The sequence below is a fragment of the Ilumatobacter coccineus YM16-304 genome, from assembly GCF_000348785.1.
GTDB classification, from domain to species: Bacteria; Actinomycetota; Acidimicrobiia; order Acidimicrobiales; family Ilumatobacteraceae; genus Ilumatobacter_A; species Ilumatobacter_A coccineus.
Genome location: NC_020520.1, coordinates 1,443,693 through 1,468,308, shown reverse-complemented (window position 1 = coordinate 1,468,308; position 24,616 = coordinate 1,443,693). Strand labels below are relative to the sequence as shown.

Here is a 24,616-nt window from a genome sequence, read left to right as displayed (position 1 = left end):
CGACCAAGCATGGCTCGACGCTCGCACCTCCCGATCGCAGTCGCACGTGCCAGCGGGCGTCGAAAAGCGTTACGGCGTGATGAGGGCTTTGTCGCCGGTGGCCATCTTGGCGTAGCGCTTGGCTTGTTCGGGGTCGACGGCGTCGTCGAGGGTGAGGCGCATGCCGTACTGGCTGGCGAAGGTGGTGGTGATCTCGTCGGCGACGCGCGTGCGGAGTTCGTCGGACTTGGCCTGGCCGGCCTTCATGAGGAACGGGGTGAGCAGCCAGCCGCCGATAGACCACGACATGCCGAAGTTGCGGTTGAGCGTGGTGGGGCTGCGGTCGAGCCCGCCGTAGATGTAGACCTGCTTGTGGGTGTCGGATCCGTAGCGGCTGAACTCGTCTCCTTCGCTGGCGACCTTCTCCATCGCGGCGAGGATCGTCCCGGCGAGTTCGCCGCCGCCGATCGCGTCGAAGGCGATGGTGGCGCCGGTGGCGCGGAGCGCGTCGACGAGGTCGTCGTTGAAGCTGTCGGCACTGGAGTCGACGACGTGCTTTGCTCCCTGGCCCGTCAACAGTTCGACGTGGGCGGCTTTGCGGACGATGTTGACGAGCGGGACGTCGTCGGCGAGGCAGATCCGGTTGAGCATCTGGCCGAGGTTGGAGGCGCCGACGGTGTGGACGAGCCCGGTGTGGCCTTCGGCGCGCATCGTCTCGACCATGCCGAGTGCGGTGAGCGGGTTGACGAAGCAGGCGGCGGCGTCTTCGGGGTCGGTGCCGTCGTGCATCGGCAGGCAACTGGCGACGTTGAGGGTGCGGTACTCGGCGTACGAGCTGCCCGAGATGAAGCCGACGACCTTGCCGAGCAGCGCCTGCGCCGCCTCGGACTCACCGGCGGCGACGACGGTGCCGCCACCCTCGTTGCCGGTCGGCATCGGGATGCCGACGCGACCGCCGAGGCCGGCGGTGCCGCTCGGAATCGTGGCGGTGACGGCCGGAAGCTCGGCCGTTCCGGATGCGGTTGCCGTCGACATGTCGGCGCCGGCGAACAGCATGCCGAGGTCGGACGGGTTGATCGGTGCGGCCTGAATGCGCACGACGACCTCGTCGGGGCCGGGTGCGGCGACCTCGGCTTCGGAGACGGCGAGCGTGACAGCACCGTCGTCGGTCACGGTGGATCGAAGCTCTCTGGTGGTCGAGGGGACAGCGGTGGAGTCGTTGGACATGCGTTCATCTTTGCCGATCGCGGCGGATGGGCCATCATGAGGGGGTGTCCACCACCGACGTCGAGTTGATGCACCACGCAATCGGGGCCGCGGCGGCCGTTCGCGCGTCGACCGCGCCCAACCCCTGGGTCGGCGCTGCCGTGCTCACGCCCGACGGCGAGGTGCACACGGGCGCCACGAGCCCTCCGGGTGGGCCGCATGCCGAGGTCAACGCGATCGCGGCGGCCGGCGACGTGCGCGGTGCCGTTCTGGCCACGACGTTGGAGCCGTGCAACCACACCGGCCGAACAGGCCCGTGCGCCGAAGCGATCATCGAGGCGGGGATCCGTCGAGTGCTCGTCGGCATCCAGGACCCTGACGAGCAGGTCGCAGGGTGCGGAATCCAGCGGTTGCGCGACGCGGGCATCGACGTGGAGGTCGGGGTCTGCGCCGACGAGATCACTGCGCAGCTCGCCCCGTATCTGCACCACCGCCGGACGGGTCGCCCGTACGTGCTGGTCAAGATCGCCATGACGGCCGACGGTCGTACGGCGGCGCCCGATCTGTCGAGTCAGTGGATCACCGACGAGCCGGCTCGCACCGATTCACACACGTTGCGCGCCGAGAGCCAGGCGATCCTGGTGGGGGCGGGCACGATTCGCGCCGACGATCCGTCGCTCACGACTCGCTTCGTCGAGGGCCCGAGCCCGCAGCGCGTCGTGCTGGGCTCGGCTCCGGTCGGCGCGAAGGTTCATCCGTGCCTCGAGTGGCGTGGTGAGCTCGGCGACCTCCTCGACCACCTGGGTGGCGAAGGGGTGCTGCAGTTGATGGTCGAAGGCGGATCGAGCACGATCGCCCAGTTCTACGCCGAGGGGCTCATCGACCAGTTCGCGATCTACGTCGCACCGGCGATGTTCGGCGGCGACGACGGGCATCCGGTGTTCGTCGGATCGGGAGCGCCGACGATGGCTGATCTGCGTCGCGGGCGCTTCGTCGGCGTCCGCCAGGTGGGCCGCGACGTCCGCCTCGACATCGTCCTCGACTGACAGCGCCGCCCGTTCAGAGAACGTGGCCGAGCCGCTCGCCCTTGGTGCGCAGGTACGCCTCGCTCTCGGGGTGGAGCGGCACGATCACCGGCACCAACTCGTCGACGGCCACGCCGTGCTCGACGAGTCCCGCCGCCTTGGCGGGGTTGTTCGACATGAGCCGCACCGATTCGACGCCGAGGTCGACGAGGATCGCCGCCGCCACGTCGTACTGGCGAGCGTCGACGGGCAGCCCCTGTGCGGTGTTGGCGTCGACCGTGTCGAGCCCGGCGTCTTGGAGTTCGTACGCCTTGATCTTGTTGGCCAAGCCGATGCCGCGACCTTCGTGGCCCCGCAAGTACACGACCACGCCACGACCCGCGTTGCTGATCTCGTCGAGCGCATGTGCGAGTTGATCGCCGCAGTCGCACTTGCGCGAGCCGAGCACATCGCCGGTGAGACACTCGCTGTGCAGCCTGCCGAGCACGCCGCGCCCGGCGGGATCACCTTCGACGATGGCCACGTGCTCGTGACCGTCGACGGCCCGATACGACACGATTCGGAAGTCGCCATGTGCCGTCGGCAGCCGAGCATCGCCGACGCGTTCGACGAGCGGCGTGGAGGTGGCGGTCACACCGCCTCCACCCGGCCGTAGCTGGTGGTGCGCTGCTCGATCGGGCGACCGACCGACTCGGCGAAGTCGTGGAAGCTCTGGATCGTCATCGACTGGCCGTGGCTGGCGCCGGCGGCCCGCGAGATATTCTCGTCCATCAGCGTGCCGCCGAGGTCGTTGCAACCGGCGTTGATCATCTGCGACGTGCCGACGAGGCCGACCTTCACCCAGCTGGCCTGGATGTTCGGGATCAACTCGCCATAGGCGAGGCGGGCGATCGAGTGGATCATCAGGTTCTCGCGGAACGTCGGGCCACGGCGGGCTCGACGCTGCAGGTAGATCGGCGACGCCATGTGCACGAACGGCAGACCGACGAACTCGGTGAACCCGACCTGGCCGAGCTTCACGTTCTCCTTCTGCAGATCGCGCGTCTTGACGAGGTGCCGCGCCCAGTGGATCGGCTCTTCGACGGCGCCGTACATCATCGTGACGTTGGAGTGCAGCCCGACCGCATGAGCAGCCCGGTGCGCTTCGAGCCACTCTTCGGTGTTGACCTTGTCGGGGCAGAGGATGGCGCGGACCTCGTCGTCGAGGATCTCGGCGGCGGTGCCGGGCAGCGAGGCGAGACCGGCTTCCTTCAGCCGCAGGAGGTAGGTCTGCAGGTCTTCGCCGAGCCGCTTGGCACCCTCGGTCACCTCGAGCGCGGTGAAGCCGTGAACGTGCATGTCGGGGACCGCGTCCTTCACGGCCCGTGTGACGTCGATGTAGTAGTCGCCGTCGAAGTCGGGATGGATCCCGCCCTGCAGCGTGACCTCGGTGGCGCCGAGGTCCCACCCTTCCTTCGCCCGCTGGGCGATGTCGTCGAGGGTCAGCAGGTACGGCGTGCCACGCAGGTTGAGCGACAGCGGGCCCTTGGAGAAGCCGCAGAACTTGCACTTGAACGTGCACACGTTGGTGTAGTTGATGTTGCGGTTGTTGACCCAGGTCAACGTGTCGCCGACCAACTCGCGGCGCATCTCGTCGGCTGCCGCAGCCACGGCCACCACTTCGGGGCCGCGAGCGTGGAACAGCGTCTCGATCTGGTCGACGTCGGGTTCTTGCCCGTCGGCGATGCCATCGAGCACTTCGGCCACGGCTCCGCGGATCGGCTTCGGTTCGGCGGGAACGAGGGTGGGCGGAGCGCTGTCGGCACCGGAGTACCAGGTGGTCGAGCGATGGCCCACGAGCACGAACTCGGCGCCGTCGGCGACGGTGTCGGCGGCCGTGGTCTTCTCGGGCCAGATCTGGCCCGGGTCGTCGCGGCCCAACCATTCGGAGTCGGCGCGGTCGATCACCGGGAAGTGCAGCGCCGGGTCGAGCCAGCGCTCACGATCGCGGACGAACTCCGGGTACACGGTGAGGCGGGGCGCCAACGTGTGCCCACGTGCCTCGGTCACCTCGCGCAACCGATCGAGGTCGGGCCACGGGCGTTCGGGGTTGACGTGATCGGCCGTGACCGGCGAGACGCCGCCCCAGTCGTCGATGCCTGCATCGAGCAGCGCACCGAAATCGTCGGACAGATTCGGCGGCGCCTGGAGGTGGACCTCGGGCGGCAGGATCAGGCGAGCAGCCGCCAGGATCCACAGGTAGTCGTCGCTCGGGCAGGCGCGCACGCCCTTCATGGCGGTGCGCAGCTTCGGCAGGAAGTTCTGCACGATCACTTCCTGCACATGGCCGTGCTGCTGGTGACTGGCGGCGATGGCTTCGAGGCCCGCCAACTGGTCGGCCCGTGTGTCACCGATGCCGATCAGGATCCCCGTGGTGAACGGGATCTGCAGCTCACCGGCGGCGTCGAGGGTGGCGAGGCGACGAGCCGGCACCTTGTCGGGCGCGCCCCGATGCGCTTCGAGGTCGGGAGCGATCGACTCGATCATCATCCCCTGGCTCGGGCTGACCGGCCGGAGTTGCGCCAACTCGTCGAGCGACAGCGCCCCGGCGTTGGCGTGCGGCAGCAGACCGGTCTCGCGCAGCACCAGTTCGGCCATGGCGGCGACGTAGTGCACCGTCGAGTCGTAGCCCCGCTCGCGCAGCCACTCGCGAGCCACCTCGTAGCGGTCTTCGGGCCGCTCGCCGAGCGTGAACAACGCTTCGTGGCACCCGTTGCGAGCGCCCTGCTTGGCGATCTTGAGCACGTCTTCGGGGTCGAGGTACGGCTTCTCGACCCGCGCCGGCGGCTGCGCGAAGGTGCAGTAGCCGCACGAGTCGTTGCACAGGAACGTCAACGGGATGAAGACCTTCGGGCTGTACGTGATGCGAGTTCCGAAGGTCTCGTCACGGCGAGCCGTTGCGAGCGCCATCAGGTCGGCGAGCGACTCGCCGAGCAGCGGATGGTCAGGTGTGTGGTCGGTGGTCATGAGTGCTCCCCGTGCGCTCGAAGTTGGATTCAGTGTGCGATCGCGCCAGGGCCGGGTCGGCTGGCGATGTCGTGTGGCGTGAAGGTCTCGTCGCAGTGCCAGCAGACGAACTGCTGGTCGATCGGTTGTCCGCAGGTGTCGTGGACGAGCACGGTCGGTGCGCCGTCGGCCGACAGCCACTGATCGCCCCAGCGCATCAGCGCCACGAGCGCCGGCGACAGCGCCATGCCCATCTCGGTGAGGCGGTACTCGTAGCGCGGCGGGCGCTCGCAGTAGAGATGCCGGGCGAGCACACCGCGCTCGACCAACCGCTTGAGCCGATCGGTGAGCACCGGGCGGGCGATGTCGAGATCCTTGCGGAAGTCGTCGAATCGCCGAACCCCTCGGAACGCGTCTCGCAGGATCAGGATCGTCCACCGATCACCGAGGATGTCGAGGCTCGCCTGGATCGAGCAGGTCGGGGCCGCCTGGGCCTCGTCGCTGGTCTCGATGGCGTCGCTCACGGCCACCACCATAGGTGAGTTCGGAATCAGAACCAAGTCGGTGAGAAAAACGAACCGACTCCCCCAGGGCTCATCACACGGCGGGCTGTACCGTGTCGGCCATGTCCGACGGGGCGATCGAGCACGATCACGACCACAGCCACTCCCACCGCCAGCCGTACATGGTGCACCGCCACCGCGACGTCACCGGCGGCACGGCCCGCGCTGCGGTCTTCGGCGTCAGCGACGGCCTCGTGTCGAACGTGGCGCTGATCCTGGGCGTCGCCGCCGCAGCAGCCGAGCGCGAGAGCGTGCTCGTGGCCGGGGCAGCGGGTCTCCTCGCGGGCGCCGCATCCATGGCAGCGGGCGAGTACGTATCGATGAAGGCCCAGGCCGAACTCATCGAGCGCGAACTCAAGATCGAGCGCATCTCACTCGAGCAGCAACCGGCCGCCGAAACGAACGAACTCGCTGCGATCTACCAGCACCGCGGCCTCGATGCCGACCAGGCACACACGATGGCCGAAGCCGTCATGGAAGACCCGGAGGTCGCACTCGAGGTCCACGCCCGCGAAGAACTCGGCGTCGACCCCGACGAGACCGGCAACCCGACCGCCGCGGCGATCAGCTCGTTCATCGCCTTCGCGGTCGGCGCGCTGATCCCCCTGTTCCCGTGGTTCTTCGCCGAGGGCAACGGAGCCGTCATCGCCTCCGCCCTGCTGGGCCTCGTCGCGGCAACGGGCGTCGGCATCGCACTGGCCACCTTCACCGAGCGTTCGAAGGTCCGCACCGCCGCCCGCCAGGTCGGTTGGGCGGTGGCCGCATGCACGGCCACCTGGCTCATCGGCACCTGGCTCGGCGAGGTCGTCTAGCGGCGACGAGCGCTCAGTCGGGGAGCATCGGCACCCCGAAATCGGCGTCGTGGCCCAGCGTCACCGCCCGCGTCAGGCTGGCGGCGCCGAAGCGGTCGCGCACCGCGTCGAGTGCGTCGTCGAGCTGATCGGCCTCGGCCCGTTCGAACGGCAACGCCAACTGCACCGCGTCGACACCGTCGAGGTTGCCGATCGACAGCCCGAGCAGGGTCAACCCCTTCTCGTCGAGCATCCCCCAGTTCGCGTCGAGCAGCGCCGAGCCGGTCGCGTACAGCGGCGCGGTGGCGGCGGTCGGCGACGGCAGCGAGGCCGACCTGGTGGCGCGCGTGAAGTCGTCGAAGCGGAAACGAAGCGTCACGGTGCGGCCCACGCGGTCGGCCGCACGCATGCGCCGCGTCACTCGGTCGACGAGACCGCGCAGGATCACATCGAGATCCGCCCGAGTGCGGCGCTGACGTCGCATCGCCTGCTGCGAGCCGATCGACCCGCGCCGCTTGCCGACCTCGACACGACGCACGTCGACGTTGTGCGCCAGCGCATGCAACTGCCGGCCACCGGCCTTCCCGACGATCGCCGTGAGCGCCGCCGCGTCGAGCCCGGCGACATCGCCCACGGTGAAGATGCCACGCGCTTCGAGCTTGGCGGCGGTGACCCGCCCCACACCCCACAACCTGTCGACCGCGAGCGGATGCAGAAACTCGAGTTCTCGATCGGGCGCCACCACGAGCAATCCGTCGGGCTTGCCGACTCCGCTCGCGACCTTGGCGAGGAACTTGGTGCGGGCGACCCCCACGGTGATCGGCAGGCCGACCTCGTCGCGCACCCGGGCGCGCAGCGCCACGGCGATCTCGGTGGGCGACCCGGCGATGCGACGCAGGCCCGACACGTCGATGAACGCCTCGTCGATCGAGATGCCCTCGACGATCGGCGACACGTCGTGGAAGATCTCGAACACCGCCTTGCTGGCCGCGCTGTACTCACCGAACCGCGCTGGAACGACGACGAGATCGGGACACAGGCGTCGCGCCATCGCCTCGGGCATCGCCGTCCGCACGCCGAAGCGCTTCGCTTCGTAGGTCGCCGCGAGCACGACGCCCATCCCGGCCACCACCGGCCGGCCGCGGAGCGACGGGTCGTCGCGCACCTCGACCGACGCATAGAACGAGTCGAGGTCGGCATGGAGGATCGTCGCCTCCCCCACCACAGCCCTGCTCCCCACGCTCGTCACGAACACATGTTCGCAGTCGCGCACCGGATGCGCAAGAGCTCAGCTGCGGCGCTGAGCGATCCAAGCGGCGACGCCGTCGAGGCTCGACGGGTCGGCGAGCGAGTCTCGACTCGCGGCGTCGTCGGCTGCCACGCCCGAGAGCATCCGCTTCACGGGCACTTCCAGCTTCTTGCCCGACAGCGTGCGCGGCACCGCGGGCACGACGTCGATCACGTCGGGCACGTGGCGCGGGCTCAGCTCGGTACGCAGCGACCGCTCGATGGCCGCGCGCAGATCGTCGTCGAACGTCGCCGCAGCCGCCAACTGGAGCAGCAGGATCAGCTCCCCCGGCCCGCCCTCGTCGTCGTCGAGATGCACGACGAGCGAGTCGGCCACCTCGGCGAACCCCTCGACCACCGTGTAGAAGTCACTCGTTCCGAGCCGCACTCCCCCGCGGTTGAGCGTGGCGTCGGAGCGACCGGTGATCACGCAACTGCCGCGCTCGTCGAACGTGATCCAGTCGCCGTGATGCCACACCCCCGGGAACTCGGCGAAGTACGCATCGCGGTATCGCGATCCGTCGTCGCCCCAGAAGCCCACCGGCATCGACGGCATCGGCTGCACGATGACCAGTTCGCCGGTCTCGCCCGGATCGCAACGCGACCCGTCGGGGCGGACGGCCTGCACGTCGCAGCCCAGCATGCACGACGAGATCTCGCCCGTGCGCGTCGGCAGGGTCGGAGCGGTGCCGACGAACGCGCTGCACACGTCGGTGCCACCGCTCATCGAGCCGATCTGGACGTGCTCGCCGACGGCGGCGTGGATCCACTCGAAGCCCTCGGGCGGCAGGGGCGCCCCCGTCGACCCGAGATGGCGCAGGCGCGACAAGTCGAGATCGTCAGCCGGCCGAAGCCCCGCCTTGCGGCAGGCCATGACGAACGGCGCGCTCACCCCGAACACATCGACGTCTTCGTCGGCGGCGAGTCGCCACAGTGTCGACAGGTCGGGTGCACCCGGATCACCGTCGAACAACACGGCGGTCGCTCCCACCAACGTCGCCGACGCGAGGAAGTTCCACATCATCCAGCCGGTGGTGGTGAACCAACTGAAGCGATCACCCGGCCGCAGGTCGTAGTGCAACGCGAGCGCCTTGCCGTGCTCGAGCGTGATGCCGCCGTGGCCATGGACGATCGGCTTCGGGAGCCCGGTGGTACCCGACGAGAACAGCACGTAGAGCGGGTGGTCGAAGGGAATCGACTCGAACTCGAGGTCGCGCTCGGGGGCCGCCAGCAGCGCCGACCATCCGTCCTCCCCCGCCGGATCGAGGTACGGCAGCCGGACCACGTGCTGCAGCGTCGGCAGCGCGGCGATGATCTCGTCGACGTGGCCGCTCCGGCTGATCGCCTTGTCGCCGTACACGTAGCCGTCGACCGTGAGCAGCACGCTGGGTTCGATCTGCTGCCACCGGTCGGTCACGGCGCGAACGCCGAACTCCGGCGCGCACGACGACCAGATCGCACCGAGGCTCGCCGTGGCGAGGAACGCAACGATCGTCTCGGGGATGTTCGGCAGGAACGCCACCACTCGGTCGCCCCGCCCGACACCGCGTTCGATCAGACCTGAGCGGCAACGGGCGACCTGGTCGCGCAACTCGGCCCACGTCAGTTCGATCCGGTCACGGGTCTGCGAGACGCCGACCAGCGCCACCGCCTCGGGGGTGAGCGTCGCCTGCCGCAGTGCCGCCTCGGCATGATTGAGCGTGCCGTCGGGAAACCAGCGCGCCCCCGGCATCGACCGCGACGCCAGCACGCTCGTCGGCGGCGTGTGCCACGCGATGTCGAGCCAGTCGGCAACACCGCCCCAGAAGGCGGCGGGTTCGTCGAGTGACCAGGCGAGCAACGACTCGTAGTCACCACAGCTCGGACCCGCCCCAGCAGCCTCGACGTGTGCGGCGAAGTCGGCGAGCCGACTGGCCTGCCACGCGTCGGCGGGCGGCTCCCAGATGATCCGTGCCACCTCGGCGTTCGCTGCGTCGTTCACCGCGGCAATGGTGCCAGACTCCGAACATGACCGGAAGGCCCCGACCCGCAATCACCGATCTCCCCGCCTACAAGCCCGGGCGCTCCGCCGCCGCCGCCGAAGCCGACCACGGCATCCGCGACGCCATCAAACTCGCCTCCAACGAGCTTCCGTTCGGCCCGCTGCCGACCGTTGCCGGAGCCATCAGCAGCGGCATCGAACAGATCCACCTCTACGCCGACCACGGCGCCGGACAACTGCGCAGCGACCTCGCTCGGTTCCTCGACGTCGACGTCGCGCAGGTCACCGTCGGCGCCGGTTCGGCGGGCATCCTGCAGCAGATCTGCCTGTCGTACTGCTCACCCGGCGACGAGATCGCGATGTGCTGGCCCTCGTTCGAGGCCTATCCGGTGTTCGCCCTGCTCGTCGAAGCCGAGCAGATCCGCGTGCCGCTCCGCGACGAGACCTTCGACCTCTCGGCCCTCGCCGCCGCGATCACGCCTGCGACGAAGGTCGCCTTCGTCACCAACCCCAACAACCCGACCGGCACGGTCGTCGGCACCGACGAGATCGTCGCCTTCCTCGATGCCGTGCCGTCGACCTGTCTCGTCGTCCTCGACGAGGCCTACAACGAGTTCGTCGACGACCCTCGCGTCACCGACTCGACCCGCCTGCTCGACGACCACTCCAACCTGGTCATCACCCGCACGTTCAGCAAGGCGCACGGGCTCGCCGGACTCCGCGTGGGCTACGCGGTCGGCCATCCCGACGTCATCTCGATGATCGATCGCACCCTCGTCCCGTTCGCGGTCAACGCTCTCGCCCAGCGGGCGGCGGTCGCGTCGCTGGCCGCGGTCGACGAGATGCGCGAGCGAGTGGCCACGGTCGTCGCCGAACGCGCCCGCGTCCGCGACGCACTCCGCACTCGCGGTTGGACCACGCCCGACCCGCAGGCGAACTTCGTGTGGCTCCCGGTGACCGACGCAGCCGCCGAACTCGGCGTGGCCCTCGAACGTCAGGGCGTGGTGACGCGAGCGTTCCCCGACGTCGGCGTCCGCGTCACCATCTCCGACACCGCCGGCAACGACCGATTGCTCGCCGCGCTCGACGCCAGCGGCGTCACGCCCCGCTGACGCGGCGACGCACACCCCTCAGAGCAACTGCGTCGCGTCGAGCGCGTACAGCCGATCGCTGGTGGAGAGCACTGCCGGGAGCAACCCGTTGACCGTCGGCAGGATCTGCTCGCCGAAGAACGCGGCGCTCTCGCGCTTCGCCGCGAGGAAGCCGGCGTCGTAGCCCTCGGCGTCGGTCGTGGCGATCGCCGCCTTGGCGAGGAGCCCGGCGCACACGGTCGTGCCGATCAGGCGCAGGTACGGGGTCGAGGATCCGAGCAGCGACCGCGGATCGGTGCCGGCGATCGAGAGCAGATGCTCGGTGGCCGTGCGAGCGGTGGCAACCGCTGCGCTGAGCTGCGTCGAGAAGCCGCCGAGCCCGTCGATGTCGGCGAGCGTTGCAGCCCGCTGGTCGAAGGTGTCGAGCAATTCGGTGAGCACAGCGCCGTTGCGCATCGCCAGCTTGCGACCGACGAGGTCGGCGGCCTGAATGCCGTTGGTTCCCTCGTAGATCGCCGCGATGCGAGCATCGCGGTAGTGCTGTGCCGCACCCGTCTCTTCGACGAACCCCATGCCACCGTGGATCTGCAGTGCCAGCGAGGTCATCTCGTTGCACACGTCGGTGCAGATGCCCTTCGACAGCGGGATCATCAGGTCTGCCAGCTCGCGCCAGGCACGACTCTCGTCGGCGTCGGCGGCGGCATCGGAGCGGTCGAGGGCCGCGGCGTTGGTGTAGACGAGACACCGCATCGCGTCGATCCAGGCCCGCTGCGTCATGAGCATGCGCCGGACGTCGGGATGCTCGATGATCGGGCTCGACGTGCCCTTCGGTGCACCGATCGCCGAACCCTGCTCACGATCCTGCGCGTACTGGAGCGAGCGCTGATACGCCCGATCGCTCACGGACAGGCCTTGCAGTCCGACGCTGAGGCGTGCGTTGTTCATCATCGTGAACATGTTGCGCATGCCGTCGTGTTCGTTGCCGACGAGCCACCCGGTGGCCTCCTCGAACTGCATCACACACGTGGGCGAGCCGTGAATGCCGAGCTTGTGCTCGATCGACGAACAGGTCGCCGCGTTGCGCTCGCCAGGGTTGCCGTCGGCGTCGAGCACGAACTTCGGCACGAGGAACATCGAGATGCCCTTGGTGCCGGGAGGCGACCCCGGGGTGCGGGCGAGGACGAGGTGGATGATCTGCTCGGCCAGATCGTGCTCACCGAAGGTGATGAAGATCTTGGAGCCGGTGATCTTCCACGAGCCGTCACCGTTGGGCTCGGCCTTGGTGGTGACCGCGCCGACGTCGGAGCCGGCGTGCGGCTCGGTCAGGTTCATGGTCCCGGTCCACTCGGACGTGAGCATCTTCGGCAGGTACGTGGCCCGCTGCTCGTCGGAGCCGTGTGCGTGGATGGCGTCGATGGCCCCCTGGGTCAGCAGCGGGCACAGCGACAGCGCCATGTTCGACGTGGTGAACAGCTCTTGCACTGCGATCGCCGAGATCCACGGGAAGTCGGCGCCGCCGAACTCGCTGTCGAACGGCATCGCACCGAAGCCCGAGGCGACCCAGCCCTGGAACGCGGTGTGGAAGCTCTCGGGCATCGTGACCGACCCGTCGTCGTGCCACTGCGCGCCGATCCGGTCGCCGTCGACGTTGGTGGGAGCGACGACGTCGACCATGAACCGCCCGACCTCGGCGACGATGTCGTGGATCGTGTCGGCGTCGACGTGCCCGAAGCGCTCGGTCGCGAGCAGGTCGCCGAGGTCGGCCACCTCGTTCATCACGAATCGAATGTCGTCCACGGGCGGTGTGTAGTCACTCATCGCCGTCAAGGTTACCGCTCGACGTTTGGGGCGAGTCTGGGTCGCGTGGCACGCCACGCAGGTGTTCAGACGGCGAGCAACGAGCGCCAGTCGGCGCGGTAGGCCTGCTCGACGGCAGCCGGGGTCATCTCGAGCGTCGAGGCCGGCACGGCGTCGACCACCTGGCGCGACTCGGTGTAGTGATGGCCGACGTGACGCAGTCCTTCGAACATCGCCGAACGAATCGCGACCAGTTCGTCGGCGGGCGCCTCGTCGTAGAAACCCCACACGGTGAACGCGATCGTCAGGTCGTGCACCACGGGCGCACGGGAGAACATCGAAGCGCGTCGCAGCGCCACCCCGAGGCACCCGCGAACGACGTCGTCGGCGTTCTCGCCCGCCTGCAGGTGCAGCTTCGGACGCAGCGAGTTGGCGATCTTGATGGCGAACCCCTGATCGGGGCCCGGCGCGCCGAGGCGATCGCCCTTGGGCTGGAATCCGGTGATGTCACCGGGTCGGGTCGGCACCCAGGCGTCGGGCACGTGATCGGGAGACTCGTAGTAGCGAATCGCGTCGCGAGGGGCGACAGGACTGAACTTCGGCGCGGCCATGGCGGGAGCCTACTGACCTGCAGCTCAGTCAGCCGAGCGAGCGCGAAAACGACCGAGATTGAGCGTGAGCTGATCGATCAACACCGCACGAACGTCATCGTGGCGACCGTGCAGCGACGTGTGCAGGAACTCGAAGGCCTCGAACTGGAACGCGAGCGTCGCGATCGTGGTCGCTCGGGTCCGATCGAGTGGCGAGAGGTCACCCAGCTCGGCGTCGAAGTGATCGACGAACTGCTGGCGCAACATCATCGAACCGATCTCGAAGAGTTCGGCGACGACCGGGTCGGAGGCGGCACCGCGCGCCGCCGTGAGCGCCACCGAACCGAACTCCTCGTAGAGGGCGAGGCGGTGGTCGACGAACCGTTCGACACGCTCGGCGAACGGGCCGATACCGAGCGTGGTGAACTCGAGGAGTGGTGCCGCGTGCTCGATGAGTCGGGTGATGCCCGCTCGGATGAGCGCGTCTCGATCCTCGAAGTATCGATAGATCGAGCGAACCGACAGACCGGCATGCGCGGCCACCTCGTCGACGGTCGGCACGCCGGCCCCGGCCGCGAAGAGATCGATCAGCGAATCGAGCGCCGCGTCACGGTTGCGGACGCGTCGCTGCGACCGCCCGTCGGAAGCGGCCGCAGGCGTCGCGTTCACGACACGGTCGTACGGAAGCGCCCGATGCTGAGCGTGAGCTGGTCGATCAGGAGATTGCGCATCTCCTCGCGGACACCGTTGGTCGAGGCGGCGAGGAACTCGAACGACTCGAACTGGAACGGCAACTCGGCTGCGATCACGGCCGCGGTCTGCTCGTTCGGCGCAAGCGGCCCGAGTTCGGGGCCGAAATGGTTGAGGAACTGCTGTCGCAGCATCAAACGCGCCATCTCGAACTGCTCGGCGATCAGCGGTTCGGTCGCCGATGCCAGTTTGGCCGCTCGCGTGATCGATGCCGTGCGGTCGTAGATCGACAACCGATGGTCGACGAACCGGCGAACCCGCTCGTCGAACGAGTCGCTGGTGTTGACCTCGAGCATCAGATCGGGGCCGAGCCGCGCCATGGAATGGCTCATCGCCGTACGGATCAGGTGGTCTCGATCGGTGAAGTACCGATAGATCGACCGGTTCGAGACGCCGGCGCGCATCGCGACGTCGTCGATCGACGGGTCGAGGGTCCCCTCGTCGAAAATCGCCAGCACGGCATCGAGGACCGCCTCTCGATTTCGCGTACGGCGCATCGTGCGCCCGTCGGTCTGATTGTGTCCTGCCATCGCTCCCATCAGAACATCCTTACACTTCTGAGGGGTCGAAAAGGCTCCTCACGAAGAAAAAGTCGGGAGTACCGCCACAACCAGGGGCGCGGCTCCGACGGATCAGGACTCGCGAGGCAACAATCCGTAGACGAGGCTGTCTTCGAGCGCTCGCCACGAGGCTTCGATGATGTTCGGGCTCACGCCGATGGTGGTCCAGTCACGGGTGCCGTCGGTCGCCGACAGCAGCACGCGTGTGGTGGCACCGGTGGCGCTCCCGCCGTCGAGGATCCGGACCTTGTAGTCGGTGAGGTGGATACCGGCGACCCGCGGGACCGCCCGCTCGATGGCCTTGCGCAGCGCACCGTCGATCGCGTTGACCGGACCGTTGCCCTCGGCGATCGACACGTGCCGCTCGGCGTCGTCGCCGTCGGGACCGTTGGGGCCGACCCACACCTTGACCGTGGCCTCGGTGCTGAACGCTCCCCCAGCGATACCTCCGGGCAGTTCGTCGGTGATGACCCGCATCGACTCGACGCGGAAGAACTCGGGCACCGAGCCGACCGCTCGCCGCATGAGCAACTCGAGCGACGCGTCGGCGGCTTCGAACTGGTAGCCCTCGTGTTCGAGTCGCTTGAGGTCGTCGATGACCTGGTTGATCTGCTGTCCGTCGATGTCGATGCCGATCTCGTCGGCCTTCATCTGGATGGTCGCTCGGCCGGCCATCTCCGACACCACGAACCGGGTGCCGTTGCCGACCGCCTCGGGCGCGACGTGCTCGTAGGCGTCTTTGGCCCGGGCGATCGCCGACACGTGCAGCCCCGCCTTGTGGGCGAACGCCGACGACCCGACGTACGGGGCCTGCGGGTCGACCGCTCGATTGAGCGTCTCGGCGACGTGATGGCTCACGGCGGTGAGCCGCTCGATGCGACCATCGGGCAGGCACGTGTAGCCCATCTTGAGCTGCAGGTTCGGGATGACGGTGGTGAGGTTCGTGTTGCCGGTGCGCTCACCCAACCCGTTGAGGGTGCCCTGGATGTGACCGGCCCCGGCCTCGACCGCGGCGATCGAGTTGGCCACGGCGCACCCGGTGTCGTCGTGACAGTGGATGCCGATGATCGCGTCGTCGCCCACGTGCGACTTGACGTCGGCCACGATCCGGGCGACCTCGTGCGGGAGCGTGCCACCGTTGGTGTCGCACAGCACGAGGTGACTCGCGCCCTGGACGACGGCGGCCTCGATCGCCCGCAGCGAGAACTCGGGATTCTGCTTGTAGCCGTCGAAGAAGTGCTCCATGTCGACCAGCACCGTGCGTCCGGCCGATCGGAGGAACTCGACGGAGTCGGCGATCATCGCCGCGCCTTCGTCGAGGGTGGTCTGCAACGCTTCGACCACGTGGTACTCGGCGCTCTTCGCCACGATGCAGACCGCCGAGGTGTTGGCCTCGAGCAGGTTGCGAAGCGTGGCGTCGTCGTCGGTCTTGCCCCGTGGCCGGCGGGTCGAACCGAAGGCCACCAACGTCGACGTCGAGAGCGACAGCTCGGTCTGCGCTCGGGCGAAGAACTCGATGTCTTTCGGATTCGCTCCGGGCCAACCACCTTCGATGTAGTGCACACCGAGGTGGTCGAGCTGCTCGGCGATCCGCAGCTTGTCGTCGACCGTGGCGGTCACGCCTTCGACCTGCAGGCCGTCGCGGAGGGTCGTGTCGAACACTTCGACGAGTCGCATGACGTCAAGTCTGCCCGAAACGACCCCGTTCCGAACCGTCGAAACGCCCGCCGGCGCTAATCACACGCTTGCAAGATGTGCACGACCCTGTGTGCAGTGGGCTCGACGTGGTGGACAGTCGGTGGACGACAGGTGTACTCCTGGGGAGAACCAAAAAGTTCTGTGGAGAACCCTGTGTCTTGCGAGATACCTCTTGACCTGGGCTTTTGTGGGGAGTTGACTGGTTCTTGTTCCGAAGAGCGCACGGCTGGTTCGCCAGCCGCAGCGGAGTCGGAGCAGGGACGAAGAAGCCAGAAACGAAGCAACCGATGCCACCCCAACTGGCTGACGAAGCGACGTTTCGGGTCGGCGCCAGGAGCAACGACACGGGCAACCGGGTCAGCGTGAACCAGTGCCGACAAACGGACATCGCCCGCCGCGCGACCCCTTGGGGAAGCGAGACGGGCGATGTGAACAGGTCGAGATGAAGGCTAACGCCCGAAGAACGATCGATGGTGGATACGTCCCACCTGAGAGCCCCGGAATGGTGCGCCGACCTCGGTCTGGCAGCGCCGCCGGGGCTCTCCTCGTTTTCAGACGGCCAGTTCGTTCCAGTGCTTGTAGCGATCGTCCTTGCCGGTGACGGTGTTCATGTACGTCTCGGCGATGGCCTTGGTCATCGGACCGGGGCACGGGATCGAGCGGTCGTCGACCGAATTGACCGAACTCACCTCGGCCGCGGTGCCACACACGAAGGCCTCCTCGGCGATGTACAGGTCGCTGCGCGCGATGTTGTCGACGACGGCTTCGAAACCGAGATCCTTCGCGATCGTCATCACGGTGTTCTGGGTGATGCCTTCGAGCGCACCGGCCGACAGCGGCGGCGTGATGAGTTGACCCTTGCGAGCCACGAAGATGTTCTCACCCGAGCACTCGGCGATGAGGCCGTTCGGCGCGAGCATGATCGCCTCGTCGTAGCCGGCCTTGAGCGCTTCGACCTTGGCGAGCGACGAGTTGACGTAGTTGCCGGTGGTCTTGGCAGCGGGCGGCATCGTGTTGTGGTCGTGGCGCGTCCACGACGAGATCTTCATTCGCACGCCCTTGGTGACGGCGTCGTCGCCGAGGTAGGCGCCCCACGGCCAGCAGGCGATCGACACGTCGACCTTGCACGGCAGCGTGTTGAGCCCCATCTCGCCGTATCCGAGATAGGCGAGCGGCCGGATGTAGCACGACGGCAGTCCGTTGACGGCCACGACTTCCTTGGTCGCGTCGATGAGTTCCTGCACCGTGTACGGGATCTCCATGCCGAGGATCTTCGCCGAGTTGAAGAGCCGTTCGATGTGTTCGGTGAGCCGGAAGATCGCCGGCCCCTCGGCGGTCTCGTAGGCACGGATGCCTTCGAAGACGCCACTGCCGTAGTGCAGGCCGTGCGTGAGGACGTGGACCTGCGCCTTGTCCCAGTCGACGAGCTCGCCGTTCATCCAGATCTTGTCGGTGGGTGTGATGGGCATGGATCTATCCTCGCACGCGGGCAGCGATGGCGTCACCAACGTCTGTGGTGCTGCCAGTGACAGGTTCGGCGCACGCCGCGCGAATGCGGGCGGCGGCGTCGGTCTCGCCGAGGAAGTCGAGCATCAGCGCTGCCGACAGGATGGCTGCGGTCGGGTTGGCCTTGTTCTGCCCGGCGATGTCGGGGGCCGAGCCGTGGACCGGTTCGAACATCGACGGCGCGGTGCGGTCGGGGTTGAGGTTGGCCGACGACGCCAAGCCGATCCCGCCCGACACGGCACCGCCGAGGTCGGTGAGGATGTCGCCGAACAGGTTGTCGGTGACGATGACGTCGTAGCGATGCGGGTCGGTGACGAAGAAGATGCAGGCTGCGTCGACGTGGTTGTAGGCGGTGTCGACGTCGGGGAACTCGGCGGCGACCTCGTTGAAGGTGCGCTCCCACAGGCTCCCGGCGAACTGCAGGACGTTGGTCTTGTGCACGAGCGTGAGGTGCTTGCGGGGGCGGCTCTGCGCCAGTTCGAACGCGTAGCGGATGCACCGCTCGACGCCGTGACGGGTGTTGAACGATCCCTGCGTGGCGACCTCGTGCGGCGTGCCGGTGCGCAACGACCCGCCTTCGCCCACGTACGGACCCTCGGTGTTCTCGCGGATCACGACGAAGTCGTGGGGCTCGGAACCACCGGGGGCCGTGCCGACGAAGGGCCGCTGGTTGATGTAGAGGTCGAGGTCGAAGCGCATCTTGAGCAGCAGGCCGCGCTCGATCACGCCGGGTGGCACGTCGGGCGTGCCGACGGCGCCGAGGAGGATGCAGTCGAACGCACGGAGCTGATCGAGTGTCTCGTCGGAGAGGATCTCACCGTCGCGGAGGTACCGCTGTCCGCCGAGGTCGAAGTCGGTCGTCGAGATCTCGACTCCGGCGGCCTCGATGACCTTGATTGCTTCCGCTGTCACGTCGGGGCCGATTCCGTCGCCACCGATCACTGCAATGTTGTGCGCCATAGGTTCGACAGCCTAGGGAGCGCAGTCGGCCGCGACGAAGTGCGTCGGGTCAGGGGTCGTCGACCGCGTCGAGCGGCGCCGCCGTGGTGCTCGGAGCGACGGTGGTCGGCGCCACGGTACTGGTCGTACTGGTCGTGCTGGTCGCCGTCGTGGTGGTGGGCGCGACGGTCGTCGTCGCAGCCACGGTCGTCGGTGCCGCGGTCGTCGGCGGCACCGTCGTGGTCGTGCTGGTCGTCGTGGTCGTCGACGGACGGGTCGTGGTCGGCGGCAGCGTCGTGGTCGACGTGGTCGTGGTCGTCGTCGTAGTGGTCGTGGTGGTGGTCGTGGTCGGCGGCGGCGGTGTCTGGAACAGCGAGGTGAAGACGACGGGCCGGTAGCGCGCCGGGTTGGGCCACGCGTCGCGCAACATGTCGCGGGCGTTGTTCGACACCGACACGACGAAGTTGCCGAACTCGTCGAGCGACGGGTGCAAGTGGGCGTGATATGTGTTCATCTTCGGGTCGAAACCGCGCGGGAGCAGCGCTCGCCGCTCGACGGTGGTCCAGGGGCCCCATGGCGCGGGCGCGACGTCGACTTCGTACTCCTCTCCCCAGTACCCGTTGACCGCCGTCGTCGCCGCCCACTGTCCGCCGATGTACCGCGGCTGCATCGGGAACTCGGCCCAGTGCCGTTTGAGGAACGGTTGGGCTCCGGCGGGGTTGCGATCCCACCCTTCGACGCGCCAGTACTCGGGAGCGCTGAACAGCTGTCCGCGTGGCACCCGCGCCAGGAACATCAACGTGGCGCTGTGTGGGCCGTTGAACCAGCCGCCTTCGCGCGTCATGTTCTGCTCGAACGTGTTGCCGAACAGGTAGGTGTGGGTGTCGTCGCTCGCCACGGCGTAGCCGTAGATGGGCGTGGCTCCCGAGTTGGGCGCGCGGCGGAAGTCGAGACGGGCGAGGGTGACCGGGTCGTACGTGGCGATGTGTGTCGCGACCGGATGCCAACCCAGTCCGTCGGGCGGGAGCGGGTCGACGACGTCTTTGACCATCTCGGCCCAGAAGACGTACAGCTGCCCGTTGTGCATCTCGCCGCCCATCGGCCAGAACCACGTCTGCAACGTCGTGGTCCCCGTGCCCAACTCGAACGGGGTCGGCCGACTCGGGGTGCCGCGGTGGAGCAGCCGGAAGCAGGCGCCGTCCTGCACCATGGCCGAGTTGTGCACGAAGCTGGCCTTGTCGAGCGTCTGTGCCGTGCCCGACTGGTCGACGAAGGTGTCTTGGAACAGCCAGAGTTGACGACCGCCGCCGAGGTCGTACACGTGCTGGTAGTCCCAGCCCAGCACGGGCCCCACCCGCTGAGCGAGGAACGCGTCGATCGCTGCCGCCGACGTGTCGGTGGCGCACCCGACGTCGGTCGACACGTGCCCGCCGACCGTGGTCGTACGCGTCGCCGCCCACGGGGGTGGCGGCGCTTCCGGCGGCGGGTCGGGCGGCTCGACCGGCACGGGGCGTGCCACGACAGCCGGGTCGGCGTCGCTCTGTTCGGGCGCTGCGGCCTCGGAGCCGTCGTCGTCGGCCACGTCGGCGATCTCGTCGGCGGCCGCCGATTCGTCGATCACCTCGGTGGTGGTCGGACGGGTCGTCGACGTGCTCGTGGACGTGGCCACGACCGGCGACAGCACCGACGTCTCCGTCTCGGTCTCGGCGGTGGTGCTGGTGGTGATCGCCGCCGAGGTGGCCGCATCAGGTGCGGTCGACTCGTCGCCCAGCCCGAGCAAGCCGTACGCCGCCACACCGACCAGCACGGCGGCAGCGGTCGCGACGCCGATGCCGGCCAGGAGCCGACCGCGAGTGGGCGTCGCGGCGAGTTCGGGGCCGTCGATCGGGTCGCCGGTGGGAGGCTCCCAACCGTTGGTCGACGACGCGGAACCGCCGACTTCACCCGCATCGTTCACGACACCAGCCTAGAAGTCGGTCGACGCACCCTCGGCTCATCCGACGGGTCCCGATGACTGTTGAGTATCCTCCCGACTCATGGCGAACCCGCAGCTCTCCCAGTCGGCCTACGACAAATTGCAGGCCGAGTTCACCGACCTCACGACCCGTGGCCGCATCGAAGTGGCCAACAAGATCGAAGTCGCCCGAGAAGAAGGCGACCTCAAGGAGAACGCCGGCTATCACGCGGCGAAAGACGAGCAGGGCCACATGGAAGGTCGCATCCGGCAACTCGAGCACCTGCTCGAGAACGCCGAGATCGTCGAGGCCAGCCTGATCTACACCATCGTGTACGACGGCGATTCCGACGACATGGCCGAGCGCTACATGATCGGCAACATGGAGGAAGACGCTCCCGACGCCGACGTCATCAGCTCGACCTCGCCGCTCGGCGCCGCACTCGACGGCGCATCCGAAGGTGATGTCGTCACCTACGACGCACCCAACGGATCGCTCACCGTCAAGGTCCTGAAGGTCGAAACACACTGAACGCACACGTCGACGACGCCGGCACGGCCGATTCCGACCTCGACGATCCGGTCACGCCCGACGACGAGGTCGTCACCCCCGACCTCCCGCTCGGGCAACTGGTCGAGATCGGCGACCTCGGCACGATCGGCGTGCGCGACTTCGGTCGTCGAGACGGCCCGGTCGTCATCCTCCTCCACGGGTGGACCGCCACCGCCGACCTCAACTGGTTCAAGTGCTACGACGCGCTCGCCGAGCACTATCGGGTCATCGCGTACGACCACCGGGGGCACGGTGGCGGCCTGCGCACGAAGAAGCGGTTCCGGCTCGAGGACTGCGCCGACGATGCGGTGCTGGTCGCCGATGCGCTCGGCGTCGAGCGGTTCATCGCCGTCGGGTACTCGATGGGCGGCCCGATCGCCCAGCTCACCTGGCGACGCCATCCCGAGCGCGTCGACGGGCTCGTGCTGTGCGCCACCGCTCCCGTGTTCAACGGTGAACGCGTCGAGCGCTGGGGGTTCGCCGGGCTCACCGGGCTCGCCGCGCTCGCTCGCGTCACCCCCGAGCAGGCCCGTTCGTGGCTCACCGACCAGCTGTACCTGAACCGCAAGGCCGATCAGTGGGAGCCGTGGGCGATCCGTGAGGCCTCCCGCCACGACTGGCGGATGCTGCTCGAAGCGGGCAAGGCGATCGGCAGTTTCACGTCCGAAGACTGGATCGGTTCGCTCGACGTGCCGGCATCGCTCGTCGTCACCATGCACGACCGGGTCGTGAGCCGTCGGCGCCAGACCCGCCTGTTCGAGCTGATCTCCGATGCCGACGTGTACCGCATCGACGGCGACCACGACGCCTGTGTCGCCGAAGCCGACCAGTTCGTTCCGTCACTCCTGCGCTCGTTGCAGTCGGTTCGGGCGAGACTCTCGTGATGCGCGGCGCGATGACGAAGACCTTGATCGTCGGCGGCGTGGCGATCGGTGCCGGTCTGGTGGCCCGTCGGCTCGCCACCTCGGAGCAGGTGCAACGCACGTGGTTCGCGCGCAGCGCCAAGCTGGCACGGATGGGCGCAAGGGTCGGCGGCACCTACGCCTCCACCGCGGCCCGCAAGACGTTCGCGTCGGCGGAGCGGCGTGACGAACTCGACCGCGAGCGCGAGTTCCGCACCGCCGAGCAGGTCGCCGCCGAGCTCGGCCAGATGAAGGGCGCGCTGATGAAGCTCGGCCAGATGGCCAGCTACCTCGACGACGGACTGCCCGAACCGTTGCGTCTCGCACTCGCACAGTTGCAGTCCGACGCACCCCCGATGTCGACCGACCTCGCCCGTGCCACGGTCGAAGCCGAACTGGGCAGGCCGATCGACGAACTGTTCGTCGAGTTCGACGACGAGCCGATCGCCGCCGCATCGATCGGCCAGGTGCACCGGGCGATCATCCGCAGCCGTGACGCCGACGGCGACGCGGTCGAGCGGGCCGTGGCGGTCAAGGTCCAGTACCCCGGCGTGGGTGACGCGATCGCCTCCGATCTGCGCAACGCCGACATGCTCGGTGTGCTGCTCAAACAGAGCTTCGGCGGGCTCGACCCGTCGGAGATGGTCGACGAGATCAAGATCCGCCTCGCCGACGAGGTCGACTACGAACTCGAGGCCACCAACCAGCAACTGTTCGCCGACTTCTATCGCGATCATCCCTTCATCCGCATCCCCGAGGTTGTCCCCCACTACTCGACCAAGCGCGTGCTCACCACCGAACTGGCGCACGGGCACCGCTGGGCCGACATGTTGCAGTGGGATCAGGCTGCACGCGATCGGGTCGGCGAGATCATCTTCCGGTTCGTGTTCCGGTCGCTGTACCGCTTCGGCGCGTTCAACGGCGATCCGCATCCGGGCAACTATCTCTTCCACGACGACGGCACCGTCACGTTCCTCGACTTCGGACTGGTGAAGCACTTCACCGACGACGAACTCGACACGTTCGGGTCGATGGTCAAGGCGGCCGCCGTCGATCACGACGCTCCCGAGTTCCGTCGCATCCTCGAGCAGATCGGCATGCTGCAACCCGGCGCGCCGGTCGACACCGACGAGGTCGGCGAGTACTTCTCGCTCTTCTACGACACGGTCCGCACCGACGCCGAGATGACCTGGACACGCGAGTACGCCAACTCGGTGGTGCGCCACACGTTCGACCGGTCGAGCCCGATCAGCCAGTACGCGACCGTTCCCCGAGCGTTCGTGTTCATCCAGCGGATCAACCTCGGGCTCTACGCGCTGCTCGGCGAGCTCGGTGCGACCGGCAACTATCGCCGCATCGCCTCCGAACTCTGGACGTGGATCGACGGACCACCCAGCACCGAGCTCGGCCGCGCCGAAGCGGAGTGGCTCGCGTCACGCCCCGTTTCCGTCGCCGACTGACGCCGCACGCCGCGAGGCCCGCTGTAGCGTCGGAGCAATGCGTCGGACAGCAATGATCACCACCGCCGGACTTCTCGTGCTCAGCGCCTGTGGCAGCGGAAGCTCCGGCGACACCGCCGAGTCACCCTCGACCGACCCGGTCACCACCGAGGCCGACGCCGACACGACCGACGAGACCACGAGCACCGACCCGGCCGACGACGCGACGACCGACGAACCGGCCGACGTCGACACCACGCCGACCAACCCCGACAAGCCCGTCGTCGAGATTCCCGACGAGGCCCCGACCGAACTCGTCCGCACCGTGCTCGACGAGGGCACCGGCGAGCCGGCCGTCGTCGGCGACACGCTGATCGTCGACTACGTCGGCGTCCGCACCGTCGACGGCGTCGAGTTCGACAACAGCTACGACCGTGAGCCGTTCCCGATCACCCTCGGCGCCGGCAGCGTCATCCAGGGCTGGGAAGACGGCCTGCTCGGCACCAAGCAGGGCGAGCGTGTGCAGCTCGACATCCCCAGCGAACTCGGCTACGGGGAGGCCGCACGCTCCGAGGTCATCCGCGAGAACGAAGACCTCACGTTCGTGATCGACGTGCTCGCGCTCGTCACCGCCGCCGACCCGGCCGATGCCCCCACCGAGCCCGGCGTGCCGCTGTCGGAAGGTGCCGAGGCCACCACGTTCGACGACCTCGTCGTGGGTGAGGGTGATCCGCTCGAACCCGGCATGACCGCACTCATCCGCTACGTCAACTTCCGTGGCGACAACGGGGTCGCCATCGAGTCGAACTGGACGGCCGATCCGCTGCAGATTCCGTACAGCGCCGATCAGCTCTTCCCCGGCCTGTTCCTCGGCATGGAGGGCATGAACATCGGCGGTCGGCGTGCGATCACGATCCCGCCGGACGACGGCTTCGGTCCCGACGGCAACCCGCAGGGTGGGCTGCCGGCCGGCACCGACATGATCTTCGTCATCGAACTGCTCGGCGCCTACTGACGCCG

20 protein-coding genes and 1 pseudogene are annotated in these 24,616 nt (G+C 68.2%); 7 read left to right on the top strand and 14 right to left on the bottom strand.

Features of this window, described 5'->3' with window-relative positions:
- Positions 1-69: 69 nt before the first annotated feature.
- Positions 70-1,206 (bottom strand): zinc-binding dehydrogenase, encoded by a 1,137-nt coding sequence (locus YM304_RS06580; RefSeq protein WP_015440876.1) that lies wholly within the window; start codon positions 1,204-1,206, stop codon positions 70-72.
- 44 nt (positions 1,207-1,250) lie between these two features.
- On the opposite strand from YM304_RS06580, the gene ribD reads away from it, so the two are divergent.
- Positions 1,251-2,231: a bifunctional diaminohydroxyphosphoribosylaminopyrimidine deaminase/5-amino-6-(5-phosphoribosylamino)uracil reductase RibD gene (gene ribD, locus YM304_RS06575; protein ID WP_015440875.1), complete on the top strand. Its 981-nt coding sequence runs from the start codon at positions 1,251-1,253 to the stop codon at positions 2,229-2,231.
- A 13-nt stretch (positions 2,232-2,244) separates the two neighbouring features.
- On the opposite strand, the pseudogene ribA reads toward ribD, so the two are convergent.
- The 3 genes and pseudogenes from ribA to YM304_RS06560 form a co-directional block, all read right to left on the bottom strand.
- Positions 2,245-2,820 (bottom strand): annotated as a pseudogene (gene ribA, locus YM304_RS24630) (GTP cyclohydrolase II); the annotation flags it as partial.
- Positions 2,821-2,840: 20 nt separating this feature from the next.
- Entirely contained in the window at positions 2,841-5,216 is a 2,376-nt protein-coding gene (cofH, locus tag YM304_RS06565; RefSeq protein WP_015440873.1) for a 5-amino-6-(D-ribitylamino)uracil--L-tyrosine 4-hydroxyphenyl transferase CofH, read from the bottom strand.
- 29 nt (positions 5,217-5,245) lie between these two features.
- Positions 5,246-5,731 carry a winged helix-turn-helix transcriptional regulator gene (locus YM304_RS06560; protein ID WP_015440872.1) on the bottom strand — a complete coding sequence of 162 codons (486 nt, stop codon included), beginning with the start codon at positions 5,729-5,731 and terminating at the stop codon, positions 5,246-5,248.
- Between the two features lie 89 nt (positions 5,732-5,820).
- Here YM304_RS06560 and YM304_RS06555 point away from each other — a divergent pair, with 89 nt between their 5' ends.
- The gene (locus YM304_RS06555; protein WP_083908564.1) at positions 5,821-6,570 is read left to right on the top strand and encodes a VIT1/CCC1 transporter family protein; all 750 of its coding nucleotides are present in this window, start codon (positions 5,821-5,823) and stop codon (positions 6,568-6,570) included.
- Between the two features lie 13 nt (positions 6,571-6,583).
- Here YM304_RS06555 and dinB read toward each other — a convergent pair whose 3' ends face one another.
- Together dinB and YM304_RS06545 are read right to left on the bottom strand one after the other, a co-directional pair.
- A complete protein-coding gene (gene dinB / locus YM304_RS06550) occupies positions 6,584-7,774 on the bottom strand; it encodes a DNA polymerase IV (RefSeq protein WP_041298073.1) in 1,191 nt (396 codons plus the stop codon).
- Positions 7,775-7,837: 63 nt separating this feature from the next.
- Positions 7,838-9,793, bottom strand: coding sequence for an acetoacetate--CoA ligase (locus YM304_RS06545; protein WP_041299131.1), 1,956 nt, complete (start codon positions 9,791-9,793; stop codon positions 7,838-7,840).
- Between the two features lie 50 nt (positions 9,794-9,843).
- Here YM304_RS06545 and hisC point away from each other — a divergent pair, with 50 nt between their 5' ends.
- Positions 9,844-10,929 (top strand): histidinol-phosphate transaminase, encoded by a 1,086-nt coding sequence (hisC, locus tag YM304_RS06540; protein ID WP_015440868.1) that lies wholly within the window; start codon positions 9,844-9,846, stop codon positions 10,927-10,929.
- Positions 10,930-10,947: 18 nt separating this feature from the next.
- On the opposite strand, the gene YM304_RS06535 is transcribed toward hisC, so the two are convergent.
- From YM304_RS06535 to YM304_RS25285, 8 genes are all read right to left on the bottom strand, one after another.
- Positions 10,948-12,726: an acyl-CoA dehydrogenase gene (locus tag YM304_RS06535; protein ID WP_015440867.1), complete on the bottom strand. Its 1,779-nt coding sequence runs from the start codon at positions 12,724-12,726 to the stop codon at positions 10,948-10,950.
- Positions 12,727-12,791: 65 nt separating this feature from the next.
- On the bottom strand, positions 12,792-13,316 hold the full coding sequence (locus YM304_RS06530; protein ID WP_015440866.1) for a hypothetical protein: 525 nt from the start codon (positions 13,314-13,316) through the stop codon (positions 12,792-12,794).
- 24 nt (positions 13,317-13,340) lie between these two features.
- The gene (locus YM304_RS06525) at positions 13,341-13,964 is read right to left on the bottom strand and encodes a TetR/AcrR family transcriptional regulator (protein ID WP_015440865.1); all 624 of its coding nucleotides are present in this window, start codon (positions 13,962-13,964) and stop codon (positions 13,341-13,343) included.
- Positions 13,961-14,584: a TetR/AcrR family transcriptional regulator gene (locus YM304_RS22135; RefSeq protein ID WP_015440864.1), complete on the bottom strand. Its 624-nt coding sequence runs from the start codon at positions 14,582-14,584 to the stop codon at positions 13,961-13,963. The genes YM304_RS06525 and YM304_RS22135 overlap by 4 nt, the downstream gene beginning before the upstream one ends.
- 93 nt (positions 14,585-14,677) lie before the next feature.
- Positions 14,678-16,282: a citramalate synthase gene (gene cimA, locus YM304_RS06515; protein WP_015440863.1), complete on the bottom strand. Its 1,605-nt coding sequence runs from the start codon at positions 16,280-16,282 to the stop codon at positions 14,678-14,680.
- Positions 16,283-16,854: 572 nt separating this feature from the next.
- The gene (locus YM304_RS06510; protein WP_015440861.1) at positions 16,855-17,772 is read right to left on the bottom strand and encodes a branched-chain amino acid transaminase; all 918 of its coding nucleotides are present in this window, start codon (positions 17,770-17,772) and stop codon (positions 16,855-16,857) included.
- A 4-nt stretch (positions 17,773-17,776) separates the two neighbouring features.
- Complete coding sequence (locus YM304_RS06505; protein WP_015440860.1) at positions 17,777-18,769, bottom strand: 3-isopropylmalate dehydrogenase; 993 nt, start codon at positions 18,767-18,769, stop codon at positions 17,777-17,779.
- A gap of 49 nt (positions 18,770-18,818) precedes the next feature.
- Entirely contained in the window at positions 18,819-20,705 is a 1,887-nt protein-coding gene (locus YM304_RS25285; protein ID WP_015440859.1) for a hypothetical protein, read from the bottom strand.
- A 79-nt stretch (positions 20,706-20,784) separates the two neighbouring features.
- Between YM304_RS25285 and greA the strand changes: the two genes are divergently transcribed.
- The 4 genes from greA (at position 20,785) to YM304_RS06475 (ending at position 24,611) form a co-directional block, all read left to right on the top strand.
- Positions 20,785-21,234: a transcription elongation factor GreA gene (gene greA, locus YM304_RS06495; RefSeq protein WP_015440858.1), complete on the top strand. Its 450-nt coding sequence runs from the start codon at positions 20,785-20,787 to the stop codon at positions 21,232-21,234.
- Between the two features lie 131 nt (positions 21,235-21,365).
- A complete protein-coding gene (locus YM304_RS06485) occupies positions 21,366-22,139 on the top strand; it encodes an alpha/beta fold hydrolase (RefSeq protein ID WP_015440857.1) in 774 nt (257 codons plus the stop codon).
- A gap of 11 nt (positions 22,140-22,150) precedes the next feature.
- Positions 22,151-23,617 (top strand): ABC1 kinase family protein, encoded by a 1,467-nt coding sequence (locus YM304_RS06480; protein ID WP_162142043.1) that lies wholly within the window; start codon positions 22,151-22,153, stop codon positions 23,615-23,617.
- A 37-nt stretch (positions 23,618-23,654) separates the two neighbouring features.
- Positions 23,655-24,611, top strand: coding sequence for an FKBP-type peptidyl-prolyl cis-trans isomerase (locus YM304_RS06475; RefSeq protein ID WP_154723339.1), 957 nt, complete (start codon positions 23,655-23,657; stop codon positions 24,609-24,611).
- Positions 24,612-24,616: the final 5 nt, after the last annotated feature.

Coding starts and splice junctions, on each gene's coding strand:
- YM304_RS06580 (WP_015440876.1), bottom strand. CDS start 1,206: ATGTCCAACGACTCCACCGCTGTCCCCTCGACCACCAGAGAGCTTCGA.
- cofH (WP_015440873.1), bottom strand. CDS start 5,216: ATGACCACCGACCACACACCTGACCATCCGCTGCTCGGCGAGTCGCTC.
- YM304_RS06560 (WP_015440872.1), bottom strand. CDS start 5,731: ATGGTGGTGGCCGTGAGCGACGCCATCGAGACCAGCGACGAGGCCCAG.
- YM304_RS06555 (WP_083908564.1), top strand. CDS start 5,821: ATGTCCGACGGGGCGATCGAGCACGATCACGACCACAGCCACTCCCAC.
- hisC (WP_015440868.1), top strand. CDS start 9,844: ATGACCGGAAGGCCCCGACCCGCAATCACCGATCTCCCCGCCTACAAG.
- YM304_RS06535 (WP_015440867.1), bottom strand. CDS start 12,726: ATGAGTGACTACACACCGCCCGTGGACGACATTCGATTCGTGATGAAC.
- YM304_RS06530 (WP_015440866.1), bottom strand. CDS start 13,316: ATGGCCGCGCCGAAGTTCAGTCCTGTCGCCCCTCGCGACGCGATTCGC.
- YM304_RS22135 (WP_015440864.1), bottom strand. CDS start 14,584: ATGGGAGCGATGGCAGGACACAATCAGACCGACGGGCGCACGATGCGC.
- cimA (WP_015440863.1), bottom strand. CDS start 16,282: ATGCGACTCGTCGAAGTGTTCGACACGACCCTCCGCGACGGCCTGCAG.
- YM304_RS06510 (WP_015440861.1), bottom strand. CDS start 17,772: ATGCCCATCACACCCACCGACAAGATCTGGATGAACGGCGAGCTCGTC.
- YM304_RS06505 (WP_015440860.1), bottom strand. CDS start 18,769: ATGGCGCACAACATTGCAGTGATCGGTGGCGACGGAATCGGCCCCGAC.
- greA (WP_015440858.1), top strand. CDS start 20,785: ATGGCGAACCCGCAGCTCTCCCAGTCGGCCTACGACAAATTGCAGGCC.
- YM304_RS06480 (WP_162142043.1), top strand. CDS start 22,151: ATGACGAAGACCTTGATCGTCGGCGGCGTGGCGATCGGTGCCGGTCTG.
- YM304_RS06475 (WP_154723339.1), top strand. CDS start 23,655: ATGCGTCGGACAGCAATGATCACCACCGCCGGACTTCTCGTGCTCAGC.